The sequence below is a fragment of the Trueperella sp. HMSC08H06 genome (assembly GCF_001808465.1).
Lineage (GTDB): Bacteria > Actinomycetota > Actinomycetes > Actinomycetales > Actinomycetaceae > Trueperella > Trueperella bernardiae.
Map to the genome: position 1 here is coordinate 1 of NZ_KV793343.1, position 13,089 is coordinate 13,089.

Genomic DNA, 13,089 nt, shown 5'->3' on the forward strand with positions numbered 1-13,089 from the left:
GGGGCGCTCCCGCGCCCCGCCCCCTGTGCGGCTTCAGCCGCGTGCTGATCGGATTACTCGGCGACCACGTTGATCTTCACGTTGGCCACGATCTCCTCGCCCAGCTTCACCGAACCTGTGTACTCGCCCACCGACTTGATGGCCGACACCAGGTGCACCTGGCGGCGGTCCACCGGCTTGCCGGTGACGGCAGCGGCAGCAGCGGCCACGTCGGCGGTGGTGACGGCGCCGAAGAGGCGGCCGTTCGCGCCGGCGGTCTTGGCGATCTGCAGGGTGGCGGTCTCGAGCGCGTCGCGCGACTCGCGTGCCGACTCGAGATCCTCGGTGGCGCGGCGGCGGCGGGCCTCGTTGATCTGATCGATCTGACGCTGAGCGCCCTTGGTCCACGCCGTGGCGTAGCCGCGCGGGATCAGGTAGTTGCGGCCGTAACCGTCCTTGACGGTGACCACGTCGCCCGGCTGGCCGAGCTTTTCAACTTCGTGAGTCAGGATGACCTTCATTTATTTATCCCCTTCCTCAGCGGTTCGAGCTCGAGAACGGAAGAAGAGCCATCTCGCGAGCGTTCTTCACGGCGCGGGCGATCTGGCGCTGCTCCTGGGTGGAAACACCGGTGACGCGGCGAGCGCGAATCTTTCCACGGTCGGAGATGAACTTGCGAAGCGTGGCGGTGTCCTTGTAATCGACGTGCTCGATCTTCGCAGCCTTCAGCGGGTTTGACTTCTTCTTGGGCTTACGCAAAACAGGCTTTGCGACCATGATTGAATTCCTCTTTATCTGTGAACATTCCGGCGGCGAGCACTGCCCGCTGGCCGGTTAACAATGGTGGATCAGAACGGCGGGTTGTCGTCGAATGCCGATCCGCTTGGCGCCTGCGACCACGGGTCCTGGCCCGAGCCGCCCTGAGGCGCGTTGTAGGATGCTTGACCGCGTTGCTGGCCCAAGCCGCCCTGGTAACCGCCGCCCTGGTTGTATCCACCCTGACCGCCGCCGGAGCGGTTGGTCTTGGTGACCTGAGCCGTGGCGTAGCGCAGCGACGGGCCGACCTCATCTACCTGCATTTCCACGGACGTGCCTTGCGAGCCGTCCTGGCGCTGGTAGTTGCGGATCTGGAGCCTGCCCTGAACGACCACGCGCATGCCCTTCGACAGGGATTCGGTGACGTTCTCTGCGTATTCGCGCCACACCGAGCAACGAATGAAGAGGGCTTCGCCGTCTTCCCATTCGTTGGTGTTGCGGTTGTAGGTACGCGGGGTCGAAGCGACCGTGAAGGAAGCGACTGGCGTACCCGAGCCAACATACTTGAGTTCCGGATCTGCGGTGAGATTCCCGACGACGGTAATAATCGGTTCGCCTGCCATGTCCTTCTCCTTCTTACTCGGCTGCCGCCGCGGCCTTGGGCTCGTAACGGAGCAGCTTGGTGCGCATGACGGTTTCGTTCAGGCCCAGCTGGCGATCGAGTTCCTTGGCGGTGTCCGGCTCGGCCGTCATGTACACGACGACGTAGATGCCTTCGCTCTTCTTGTTAATGTCATAGGCGAGGCGACGCTTGCCCATGATGTCCACGTTGTCGAGGGATCCGCCCTCAGCCGGGACGACGGCGAGCATCTTGTCCAGCGTGGGCTGGAGGGTGCGCTCGTCCACTTCCGGGTCGAGGATGATCATCATCTCGTAACTACGCATGTCTACCCACCTCCTTTGGTCTCAACGGTCACGGTCCTTCCGTGACAGGAGGGTTCATGCTCTGTCATAGACAGACAAAGACCAATTCTAGCCCATCCGCGCGCTTAGGCCACTGCGCAATGCGCCACATGTGGATGCCCGGCGGTCGCGCGCGACGCCGCCCGGGCACCTCACGCCCAACGGCCCAGACCCGGCGTCTCGCTTCGCGCCCGGTGCCGGCCCCCTAGCCGTCGGCAGGTTCTGACGACGGATCGGGCTCCGGCTCCGGGCTGGGGGGCGCGCTCGGCTCCTCGCTTGGCGCCTCCGTGGGAGCCGGGGTGCTGGGGGCCTGGGTTGGAGCCTCGGTGGTGGGGGCCTCGGTGCTCGGCTCCTCGCTCGGCTCCTCGGAAGGCTCCTCGCTGGGCTCGGGCGCGGGCGCCGGGGTGCGCTTCGGTGTCAGCTGGCCAATCAGGGTGTCGACGTTCGGGAAGTACTCCACGTCCATATCCGCGGTGGCCGTCGCCATGTAGTCGTGCCACACCTGGGCGGGGAAATCGCCGCCGGCCACCTGATAGACCCCACCGAACGGTTCGAGCACGGCCTCTGAGCCGTCCTCACCCACGGCGTACATGTTGACCACCGTGACCATCTGCGGGACGTAGGCGGCGAACCACGCCGACTTCGGGCCGGTGGACGTGCCCGTCTTACCGGCCGCCTCGCGGCCAGGCAGCGCCGCGTTGGCGGCCGTGCCACCGTACTTGAGCGTGTTTTCGAGGACGTAGGTGGACAGCTGGGCCGTCTCCTCGCTGATCGCCCGCTCACCAACGGTGTTGCCCGTGTAGATCCGGTTTTCGCCCTGGAAGACTTCGCGCACGATGTGCGGGGTGGTCTTCTCCCCGCCGTTGGCGATCGTACTAAACGCCGTGGCCATGTCCACCGCTCGCGGGGAGGCCGAACCGAGCACGTTGCCCACCCCGTTATCCAGACCCGGGGTGTCCTCCGGCAGGCCGAGCTTGACCGCCATGTCCCGCGTCTTGTTCGGGCCGATCTCCTCATTCAGCTTGATGAAGCCGGTGTTGAGCGACTGCGCGGTCATGTTCGTCAGCGGCACGCTGTAGTAGCTGCGCCCGTCCACATTGTTGAACGTCAGGTCGGTGCCACCGGGATTGGCGATCGTGTAGGTGGCCGGCGAATCGTAGCGCTCGAGCGGAGAGATGCCGGCGTCCATCGCGGCCGCTACCGCGAAGGCCTTGAACGTGGACCCGGCCTGCGCCCGGTCCTGTAGCGCCGAGTTGCGCTGGCGCTCCAGGTAGTCCTTGCCGCCGTACATCGCGTAGATCTCCCCGTTGCGCGGATCGACCGAGATGAGGCCCACGTAGTAGTTATCGGGCTTGTCCTGTGGCAGGTTCGCCACGGCCTCCACGGCGGCCTGCTGCTTGGCCGCGTCGATCGTGGTGACGATCCGGTAGCCGCCGGTGGCCAGTTCTTCCTCCGTGAACCCGTTGTCCACCAGTTCGTTGCGCGCGGCCGCGAGCAGGTACCCGTCCGTTCCCGCATACGCGTTGTCCTTGCTCGGTTCGAGCACTTCCGGGAACGACGCCGTATCCGCCTCTTCTTGCGTGATCCACCGTTCGGAGACCATGCGGGCGATGACGCGCTCGAAGCGCTGTTCGGCTCGCTCCGGGCTGACGGCCGGATCCCACGCCGAGGGTGCGGGGATGATGCCGGCGAGCGTTGCGGATTGGGACAGCGTCAGGTCCTTGGCCGGCACGCCGAAGTAGGCCTGCGCTGCCGCCTCGATGCCGTAGGCGCCGCGCCCAAAGTAGATGGTGTTGAGGTAGTTTTCAAGGATCGTTTCCTTCGACTGCTGACTGTCAATCTTCAGCGCGAGGATCGCTTCCTTGAGCTTGCCGAACAGCGAGGTGGTGGTGCCTGTGTAGTAGCGCTCCACGTACTGCTGGGTGAGGGTGGACCCGCCCTGGGTGGGCTTGCCCTGGATGTTGTTCCACAGGGCGCGCGCGATGCCGCGCAGGTCCACGCCCGAGTTCTCGTAGAACGACGAATCCTCCGAGGCGATGACGGCGTGCTGGAGGTGCTCCGACACGTCGGCCAGGGACACCGAGGAGCGGTTGAGCTCTGAGAACGATCCGAGCTCCGTGGCGCCATCGGAGTAGTAGACCTTCGTGGTCTGCGCGAGCGCGAAGTCGTCCACCTCGGGGATGTTCGTGGTGACGTACAGGCCGGCGAGGGCGCCGATCCCCAGCGCGGTCAGAGCGAAGAACGTGCCGAGGAAGAAGCGCCACGACGGGATCCAGCGGCGAATCGGCCCCAGGCCCTCGCGTGGATAACCGCGGCCTTTTGCCTTCGCCTTCTTCTCTTTTCCTGCCATCGCTGCCTCTCAGTTCTTCGCGCGCGTGGGCCGCGAACGTTTCATTTTCCGCCGCCGCTCCTTGGGAGTGGGGACGGCGTACGCTCCCTGCCTGTCTTTTCGCACGATGTGTTGCTCGGAGATGAGGTAGGCATCGAGCCAGCGGGCGCGTGGATCGGAGTCTACTAGCAGAGCCTTAAAGAACAATGTGAGCGGCACCGCAAGGATCGAGCCGAGGATGCCCACCACCACGGTCCACAACGCCAGCGAGATGAAGGTGACCGTGGGCGAAAGCCCCACCACGTCACCCGTGAACTTGGGCTGGATGAAGGTCTGGATCGCCACGTTGATGATCGAGTACAACACGAGCACCCACACCATCGCCTGCCAGCCCTGGTCGAGTTGCGCCATGAGCATGGGCGGGATGACGCCGATAACGAAGCCGATGTTGGGAATGTAGTTGGTGACGAACGCCCAGTACGCCCATGTCCATGCCAGCGGCACGCCCATCACCTGGAGGGCGAAGCCGTCGATCACCGCCACGATCAGGCCGAACAGGGTGGAGACCACCCAGTAGGAGCGCACGCGCCGCTCGAAGTCGGACATGGCCCGGCCGATGTTGGCGTGGCGCTTGTTGATGATGGCCACACGCCCGGAGGTGATCGTGGTGTCGATGGTAATGAAGAACGCAGCGACTCCCACGATCGCGATGAGCCCGCCCACCGACGACATTTTGTCCACCAGCTCCCACGCCAGGCTGACCACCGAGTTGAAGTTGATCTGGTCGAAGAAGTTTGACAGCTCCACGTTCTCAAACCCCAGCCGGGTGAGCAGTTCAGTGGCCTGGTCCATCGTGTTCTCGAAGTTGATGGAGTAGTTCATCAGCGTCTGCGGCACGGGCGTGAGCAGCAGGATCGTGACCCCGAGCATCCCGAACACGATGAGCGCGAGCACCGTGATGACCACGGTGGCCGCCAGCCACGACGGCAGGCCGTGCTTGATCATCTTCTGCCCGATCGGGCGCACGGCCAGCACGAGCGTGAGCGCCAGGAAGATCGGCGTGAACACCGAGGAGATGGCGTTGAGGCCGATCCCCAGCACTGTCATGAGCGCGAGCACCACGAGAATCATGAGGCCGCTCGTTTCGCGGTCCTCAATCTGCACCGGCGGCGCCGGCGGCTCCTCCTCGGGGAGCTCGCGGGGAAGGTCTTCGTTCGTCATGACTTCATCATCTCACCTTCCTCCGACACTCGCGGGGAAGGTCCCCATCACGACACCCCTCACGCCCCTCGCGCCCAGTGCCCAGCACTGCGCCTGGCAGAAGTCGTGAATATACCGGCTACCGATCGCTATAGGGGCCTGGTATGCCTCAGGTTCACGAGTTGTGTCAGGCCGCCCGGCCAACCGCCGCCTACGCCTCGCGCGGGGCGTTGCCGATCCGGCTGACCATGTACCAGTACCAGCCGGCGAGCAGGATGTAGACCACGGTGAGCACCGCAAACACGGAGGGCTCCCAGCCGGTGTCCGGTAGCGCGACGGCGGCCAGCCCGGCCGCGCCCACGAACGCGGCGTTGTACATCATGTCGTAGAGGGAGAAGGCCCGCCCGCGGAAAGAATCTGTGGTGTCGGCCTGCACGATCGTGTCCACCGCGATCTTGGCCCCCTGCACGCCTAGCCCCAGCAGCACCGCCGACACGTACAGCAGCGGCATCTTGTATGTGGCCACCAGCAGCGTCTGCGACACTGCCGAGATCCCCAGGCACACCACGATCCACGCCGCCGGCGAGATCCACTGATACACGGTGGGCGTTGCCACGATCGCCAGCCCGTTGCCCACCATCGACACCCCCGCCACCAGAGCGAACATCGCGAGCCCGGCGCCGGCGTCGTGCGGATCGGCCAGCAGGTTGCGCGAGATGAGGAGCAGCGCGATGAAGTTGACTCCGTAGAGGAAGCGGTGGGTGGCCATGACGGTCAGCCCGTACATGGGCGTGCCGCGGCGGGTGAGGTACACGACCCCGTCCCACATCCGCCGCACGACGCCGGCCAGGTCCGTCCCGAGCGTGGTGGTCGGGCGGGCCTCGGGGCCGAGTTCGTCGCGGCCGAGCCGCAGCGCGAGTATCGCGGCCATTGCGAAGATGACCGCGGCCATCATGAGCGCCATCGCGTTGCGCATCGACTCGGCCGAAACGAGGCTGAGCAGCAGTCCCAGGCCCGAGCCGAGCGCCGCCGCCACCGAACCTAGCGTGGGCGTGATGGAGTTCGCCATCACCAGCAGGTGCTTCGGCAGCGTATGCGGCTGTCCGGCCGACAGCCCCGACAGCAAGAAGCGGTTGACCCCCAATGTCACCAGCGCCAGCACGTAGACCAGCCAGTGCGTCGGGGCCGCGAAGATAAGCGCGGCCAACACCACCGCGAGCGCCATCCGGATGAGATTCGCGCCGAACAACACCTGGCGCCGGCTCCACCGGTCCAGCAACGTGCCGGCGAACGGCCCGACCACCGTGAACGGCAGGAGTAGCACCGCGAAGGCCGCGGCCACCCCGGCCGCTGTCGTCGCGTTTTGCGGATTAAAGAAGAACAGCGTGGCGAGCCCGACCTGGAACACCCCGTCGCCGGTCTGCGACACGATCCGGATCACCAGCAGCTTGCGGTACTTCGGATATTGCGCGCACTGGCGCAGTTGCTCGAGCATCCCCGGCTTCTCGCCGCCCAGCTCTTCGGCCGGCTTCCCGCGCGCCTCACCGAGCGCTTCGAGCTCCTCGCCCACGACGCCGGCGTCCCGGCCCGCGCTTTTCTCTCGGCTCGGGCCAGCCACTACTCCTCGCCCCGCTCGGCCCACCAGGCCAGCAAACGGCGCGTGGCCTCCTCCTGCCCGAGCGGCCCCTCCTCCATGCGCAGGGCCAGGAGGTAAGAGCGCGCCTGGCCGACCTCGCGGCCGGGCTTGAGGCCGAGCAGGTCCATGATCTGCTGGCCGTCGAGGTCGGGGCGGATCGCGTCGATCTCCTCTTGCTTCTTCAGCTCAACGATGCGCGCCTCGAGGTCATCCATCCCGGCGGACAGCCACGCGGCCTTGCGCCGGTTGCGGGTAGTGCAGTCGGCGCGGGTGAGCCGGTTGAGGCGCTCGAGTAGCGGGCCGGCGTCGGTGACGTACCGACGCACGGCGGCGTCCGTCCACTTCTGCTCGCCGTACCCGTGGAAGCGCAGGTGAAGGGCGACCAGGGCGGAGACGTCCTTCGTCACCACCTTGGGGAAGCGCAGGTGATTCATGCGCTTGCGGGTCATCTTCGCCCCCACGATGTCGTGGGCGTGGAAGGACACCGCGCCGCCGGGCTCGAATCGGCGGGTGGCGGGTTTGCCGACGTCGTGCATGATCGCGGCGAAGCGCAACACGAAGTCGGGGGCGGGGACGGGGCCGTCGTCGTCGGTCTCAAGCGCGATCGCGCGATCGAGCACGGTGAGGGTGTGCTCGTAGACGTCCTTGTGGCGCCCGTGCTCGTCCACGGTCTCGCGGAGCGCGGAGAATTCGGGGAGCACGACGTCGCACACGCCCGTCTCCACCATGAGTTCCAGGCCCTTGCGCGGGTTGGCGCCGATCATGAGGCGCTCGAGTTCGGCCTGAACGCGCTCAGCGGAGACGATCTCCAGGCGGGCGGCCATGTCAGCCATCGCGCCCATGACCTCCTCGGATACGTCGAAGTCCAGCTGGGAGGCGAAACGGCAGGCGCGCATGATGCGTAGCGGGTCGTCGTCGAAGGACTGCCGGGCCGGGGCCGGGGTTTCGAGCACGCCGTCGATCAAATCATCCAGGCCGCCGCACGGGTCCACGAGCGCCAGCTCGGGCAGGCGCACCGCCATTGCGTTGACCGTGAAGTCGCGCCGCGTGAGGTCGCCCTCCAGCGTGTCGCCGTAGTCCACCTCGGGCTTGCGGGAGGCCGGATCGTAGGTTTCGGTGCGGTAGGTGGTGACCTCCACGACCAGCCCGGAGCGCGCCGCGCCGATCGTGCCGAAGTCCTTGCCGATGTCCCACACCTTGTCGCCCCACTCGCCGAGCAGGGCCATCGTCTCATCGGGACGCGCCGACGTCGTCAAATCAAAGTCGTGAATAGCGCGGCCCAGGAAGGCATCTCGAACTGGCCCGCCAACGAGGGCCAATTCGTGCCCGGAACGTGCGAAAATAGATCCTAGTTCAAGAATTGCCTCAGGCAGATCGGACAGGGATCGGTGTCCCTGCACGAGAAGCCGGGCGCGCTGGTTCGTGCCGGCGTCCGTCGTCGTCAAGGAAGTGGTATCGCGTTCAGTCACTCCTTAAGAGTGCCAGAAAACCGGGTGCGTGAGCACTTTCCTCGACCTAGATCACTACAGTAGAAATAAGATGTCAAGAAGATTCCCGGCCCCTCCTCCCAGGGGGTCGCGCCGCAGACGACCAGTGGTTCGTATCCACAACCTGCCGGTCGTCAACGAGACGTCCGCGGGCGGCGTCATCGTCTCGGTCAAAGGCGGCCAGGCCTACGTTGCCGTCATCGCCCGGCGTAATCGCGGCGGGCGCCTCGAGTGGTGCCTGCCGAAGGGCCACCTCGAGGGCGACGAGACGCCCGAGCAGGCGGCCGTGCGCGAGGTCAGCGAGGAAACCGGTATCTTCGGCCGCGCCCTCATGCACCTGGCCTCCATCGACTACTGGTTTTCCTCCACTGACAAGCGCGTGCACAAGGTCGTCCACCACTTCCTCCTCGAGGCGCTCTCCGGCGAGCTGACCGTGGATAACGACCCGGACCAGGAGGCTGAGGACGTGGAGTGGGTGCGCATCGACAAGGTCGCCACCCGCCTGGTCTACCCCAACGAACGCCGCATTGTGGGCATGGCCCGCGCGATCCTGTACGGGGGCCGCGAATGAAACGCCTAGTGGCGGCGCTGGTCGCCGCGCTCGTGGTGGGTATACCCGGTGCGCTGTCTGCCTCCGGGCCCGCCTTCGCGACGACGGACGCCCGGCCCGGCGCCCAGGGCACCAGCTCCGAGACCGCGAGCGCCGAAGCCGACTCCGCGCAGCCCGCCGTCACCATCTCCGACGCCCCCGCCGTCCTGGAGGCGGGCCAGGACCTGGTGGTGTCGGTGGACGTGACGAACACGGGCACCGCCCCGCTCACCCTGACCTCTGCCGACCTGCGCGCGCAGGCCACCACCGCGGTCTCCGAGTTCTCGGTGCATCGCTGGATGGCCGACGTCACCCCTTCTTGGGACGTCGCCCGCACCGATATCTCCCGCAGCGTCGCCCCCGGCCAGACCATCACGCTGCGTCTCAGCTTTCCCGACACCGAGCTGCCCTGGCCCACCGGCGAGTTCACGTGGGGCCCGCGCGGCATTGAGATCGAGCTGTCCACTGACGACGGCCCGGTCGGCTTTGACCGCACGATGATTGTGGTGGCCTCCTCCGCCGAGCTCACCCCGTTCCCGGCCACAGCGGTGGTGCCCGTCTCGGCGATCAGCTCCGAGCCGATCAACCTGCTCCTTGACGCCCCCGCCACCGATTCCGACACCGACGCCCTCCTCCCCGACGTCACGAAGCAGGTGGATGCCTGGGACATCGCGGGCGTCACGCTGGCCGTGGACCGGGAGCTGCCGGTAAGCACGGACCGCGCCACCCTCCTCGCCCTGCCGGCCTATGACGCGGACATCTCCGCGCTGTCCGCCCTCGACCGCGAGCAGCAAGCGCGCGAGCTCGCCACGAACACCGTGTTCCTGCCCGCCTCGTCTCCCACCGCCAACGACATCGCCTTCGCCCACGACCTGGGCATGACCGTCCTTGTCCCCGACGCCGACTACGCGCCCGCCGACACGCTCACCTACACCCCCTCGGCCGTCACCACCTTCCAGGGTGAGCCGCTGCTGGTCACCAATTCCCTCGCTTCCGACGTGCTTTCCGGCGAGTTGCAGGTGATCGGCCGCGACGACGTCGCCCTCGACACGCTCGACACCCGCCAGGTCGCGGTCGCCCTTTCCGCCGTCCACCACCGCCAGCGCCCCAACGATCCGCGCCCCTACGTCCTCGCCGTGCCCCGGGGGGCGAGCGACGCCGCCCGCGCGGCTGTGGCCGCAGTGCTGGACGCAAGCTGGGTGACGGCGTCGTCGGTCAAAGCTCTCATTGGCCTCGAGCCGGACGACACCGAGCGCGTCCTCACCGAGCCCGACACCGAACCTTCCGGCGCGCTCACGCGCGGGGAGGTCACCGCGATCGACCACGCACTGGCCGCCTTCAGCGCCGTGGCCGCGATCTTCCCCGACGCCGATGCCAAGGTGGCCGCCGCCACCACCGCGGCGCAGGAGCTGACCTCCGTGTCGTGGCGCGGAAACCCGTCCGGGCGCGAAGCCCTCATCCGCACGATCGCGCCCACGCCCGCCCAGCTCGAGACGATCCACGTCTCCACTACCTCCACGATCAACCTCATCTCGGAAAGTTCGGCACTACCCGTGCAGGTGACGAACGGCTTCCATCAGCCGGTGACCGTAACCGTTCACCTCGATGTGCCGGACATCCGCCTGCGCGCACCGTCGCCGGTGGAGGTGACACTGCCGGGGTCGTCGACCACCACGGTCTCGGTGCCGGTGGAGGCTCACGGCTCGGGCAACCTGGACGTGGAGGTGACGGTGACGAACGCGGACGGCACGGTGGTCGGCGCTAAGGACGTGCTGCGCGTGCGGGTGCGGGCGGACTGGGAGAACGTGGGCACCGTGGTGATCGCCGGGGCCGTGGGCCTCGTGTTCCTTATCGGCCTGGTGAAGTCAGTGCGCGATGGCCGCCGTTCCAAGCCCGTGCAGCCGGACGATTTCGTGGCGGCATCAAGGCGATCGTGACACGGTCGCGGTAGACTTTGGCAAAGATTGACGAGGGAGTGAGACGTGAACACATACGCGCAGGCTGGTCAGCGCATCGCCGACCGGTTCGATCTGCTGTACCCGTACGAGCATCAGCCGAGCGATCAGGCGAGTGTGTGGGTGGCGCTCGACGTGGTGCTGTCGCGGCACGTGCGCGCCATCGTCGTTGACCCCGACTCCCCGCGCGCCCAACCCACGATCGACGCCGCCCACCGCGCCTCCCTCGTGGCGGACCCGCACCTCGTGTCGATCGTGCAGGTGGATTCGGAGGACCTGGCGATCATCACGGAGATCCCGCCGGGCAGTCCCGTCTCCCAGCACCTGATCGGCACGCCGCTGCCACCCGAGCAGGTGGCCTCCATTATTGGCGAGGCCGCGAGCGCGATCGCCACCGCCGCCCGGCGCGGCGTACGCCACCTGCATTGCACGGGCAGGACCATCTTCCTCACGCCCGAGGGCGACGTGATCGTGGACGGGTTGGGGGTTTTCGGCGCGCTGGCCGGGGCTGACACGTCGAAGGACCGCGCCGACCTCGACCGCGACGAGGCGCGAGGGCTGAGCGTGCTGTGCGCGTCGTTACTGCTCGGCCACGACTTCCCCGAGCCCTCCGAGCACGACTCGGCCATCTATGAGGCCCGCCAGCTCGATCTGCCTCCCGTGCTCGACTCCCTGCTCACGCGCGAGTCCGAGGGCCAGGGTGCCACCTCGCCCGCCGACCTCACCCGCTCGCTCGTGCCCTGGCACGCGATCGACGTGGCGGCTTTGCTTGGGAAGGCCAACGACGCCGCCACCGCGGCTGACGGCATTCCGCCCGTCACGGCACCGAAGACGCGCCCGCAGTGGCCGGCGCTCAAGCCCGAGGCGATTGATGCGCACGAAGAAGAGGTAGGCGCTGAGGGCGTGGGCGCCGTAGAGACGGCGGACGAGCCCGCGGAGGAACTTGCGGGCGAGCCGGCCACGATCGAGATAGTCGCGGCCGACATCGAGAACGAGGCAGAAGACGCTGGGGCAGAAGGCGCCGCGGCCGACATCGAGGAGCCTGCGGCTGCAGAGCCCGAACCCGTGCACCAGCCTGCCGAAACGAAGGCCGAGGCGGCGCAGGTGGTCGACGACGCGCTCGGCCTGGACGGGGATGCCAAGCTTTCCTCGCCAATCGCGTGGCCCGACCTTTCCCATGAACCCGAGGGCCCGGCCACCGAGGCCTTCTCCCCCGAGGAGGCCCAGACTGCCGTCATGCCAGCGGAAGAGTCGGCAGCCGAGCTGGAGGCCGACGTCGTTGACGAGGGCGACAAGTCGCAGGTTGACCGCGAGCCCGAGAGCGTCGTGCCCGAGGCGAAGTCTGGCCCGAAGCGTGTGAGCGTGCTTGAGGGTGAGGTCACCGAGCCGGAGCGCATCACGCGCACGGCCATGGCGGCGCGCGCGGCTGAGCCCGCCGCGAGACCCGATCCGAAGCCCGCCGGCGCTCCCTTAGCAAAGTCTGCTACCAAGCCCACGCCAAAGCCCGCACTCACCGAGTACGAGCGCGAGCGGGAGAAAAAGTTCGACGTGTCGAAGGTGGTGCTGCCGCTGTTCGCGGTCGGCATCGTTTTCTTTGGTTGGTTGGGATTGAAGACGCTGACGGCGCCGGTCGCCCCGGTGACGCTGGTCGATCCGGACACGAACGTGCCCTCCACGGAGGAGCCCTCGGCCACGGCCGAACCTACCGCCGAGCCGAGCCCCACCCCTACCGTGGCGCCCGCCATTGCCGCGGCCGAGCTGGTCAGCCCCGACGCCGGCCTGCTGCGCGGCACAGACCCGGCCACGCTGGACAACCCGAGCATCGTGCCGCTCGCCGTGGATGGCAACCCGGAGACGGAGTGGGAGTCGTGGACGTACGGCTCGCCCGATATGTACACTATGTCCGGTATTGGCCTCTATGTGGAGCTCGAGCAGGAGGCCACAGTCGCCGAGGTCACGATCGACACCGTGGGCAACACCGGCGGGAATATTCAGATCCGCGACACCGTTAAGGATGCACCCTCGGCAGGCAAGGTCCTCGCCGAAGGGCCCGCGGATGGCAGCACCACGTTCACGCTAAGCGAGCCGCTCGCCGGCACGTCATTCGTCATCTGGATGACCGAGCTGCCCCTCAACAGCGCGGGTGAACCGCAAATGATCGTGTCCGAAATTCATGTGAAGTAGAAACGAGGAAG

Annotated in this window: 11 protein-coding genes; 3 read left to right on the top strand and 8 right to left on the bottom strand. The window is 67.1% G+C overall.

What is annotated here, in order from left to right; genetic code table 11:
* Positions 1-53: 53 nt before the first annotated feature.
* From rplI to HMPREF3174_RS01980, 8 genes are all read right to left on the bottom strand, one after another.
* Positions 54-500, bottom strand: coding sequence for a 50S ribosomal protein L9 (gene rplI / locus HMPREF3174_RS01945; protein ID WP_062612902.1), 447 nt, complete (start codon positions 498-500; stop codon positions 54-56).
* A gap of 16 nt (positions 501-516) precedes the next feature.
* Positions 517-756 (bottom strand): 30S ribosomal protein S18, encoded by a 240-nt coding sequence (rpsR, locus tag HMPREF3174_RS01950; RefSeq protein ID WP_038101734.1) that lies wholly within the window; start codon positions 754-756, stop codon positions 517-519.
* Positions 757-827: 71 nt separating this feature from the next.
* Positions 828-1,358: a single-stranded DNA-binding protein gene (locus HMPREF3174_RS01955; RefSeq protein ID WP_062612900.1), complete on the bottom strand. Its 531-nt coding sequence runs from the start codon at positions 1,356-1,358 to the stop codon at positions 828-830.
* Between the two features lie 13 nt (positions 1,359-1,371).
* Complete coding sequence (gene rpsF / locus HMPREF3174_RS01960; RefSeq protein ID WP_062612898.1) at positions 1,372-1,680, bottom strand: 30S ribosomal protein S6; 309 nt, start codon at positions 1,678-1,680, stop codon at positions 1,372-1,374.
* A gap of 223 nt (positions 1,681-1,903) precedes the next feature.
* The gene (locus HMPREF3174_RS01965) at positions 1,904-4,048 is read right to left on the bottom strand and encodes a transglycosylase domain-containing protein (protein ID WP_062612896.1); all 2,145 of its coding nucleotides are present in this window, start codon (positions 4,046-4,048) and stop codon (positions 1,904-1,906) included.
* 9 nt (positions 4,049-4,057) lie between these two features.
* Positions 4,058-5,248, bottom strand: coding sequence for an AI-2E family transporter (locus HMPREF3174_RS01970; protein ID WP_062612894.1), 1,191 nt, complete (start codon positions 5,246-5,248; stop codon positions 4,058-4,060).
* A gap of 190 nt (positions 5,249-5,438) precedes the next feature.
* The gene (locus HMPREF3174_RS01975) at positions 5,439-6,845 is read right to left on the bottom strand and encodes an MFS transporter (RefSeq protein WP_210382914.1); all 1,407 of its coding nucleotides are present in this window, start codon (positions 6,843-6,845) and stop codon (positions 5,439-5,441) included.
* The gene (locus tag HMPREF3174_RS01980) at positions 6,845-8,263 is read right to left on the bottom strand and encodes a CCA tRNA nucleotidyltransferase (protein WP_371440857.1); all 1,419 of its coding nucleotides are present in this window, start codon (positions 8,261-8,263) and stop codon (positions 6,845-6,847) included. Before HMPREF3174_RS01980 ends, HMPREF3174_RS01975 begins: the two co-directional genes overlap by 1 nt.
* Positions 8,264-8,402: 139 nt before the next feature.
* On the opposite strand from HMPREF3174_RS01980, the gene HMPREF3174_RS01985 reads away from it, so the two are divergent.
* The 3 genes from HMPREF3174_RS01985 to HMPREF3174_RS01995 are packed head-to-tail and all read left to right on the top strand — an operon-like array spanning position 8,403 to position 13,078.
* Positions 8,403-8,921: an NUDIX hydrolase gene (locus HMPREF3174_RS01985; protein WP_082661100.1), complete on the top strand. Its 519-nt coding sequence runs from the start codon at positions 8,403-8,405 to the stop codon at positions 8,919-8,921.
* Complete coding sequence (locus tag HMPREF3174_RS01990) at positions 8,918-10,876, top strand: DUF6049 family protein (protein ID WP_143602081.1); 1,959 nt, start codon at positions 8,918-8,920, stop codon at positions 10,874-10,876. Before HMPREF3174_RS01985 ends, HMPREF3174_RS01990 begins: the two co-directional genes overlap by 4 nt.
* A 45-nt stretch (positions 10,877-10,921) precedes the next feature.
* Positions 10,922-13,078, top strand: coding sequence for a protein kinase family protein (locus HMPREF3174_RS01995; RefSeq protein WP_070447606.1), 2,157 nt, complete (start codon positions 10,922-10,924; stop codon positions 13,076-13,078).
* Positions 13,079-13,089: the final 11 nt, after the last annotated feature.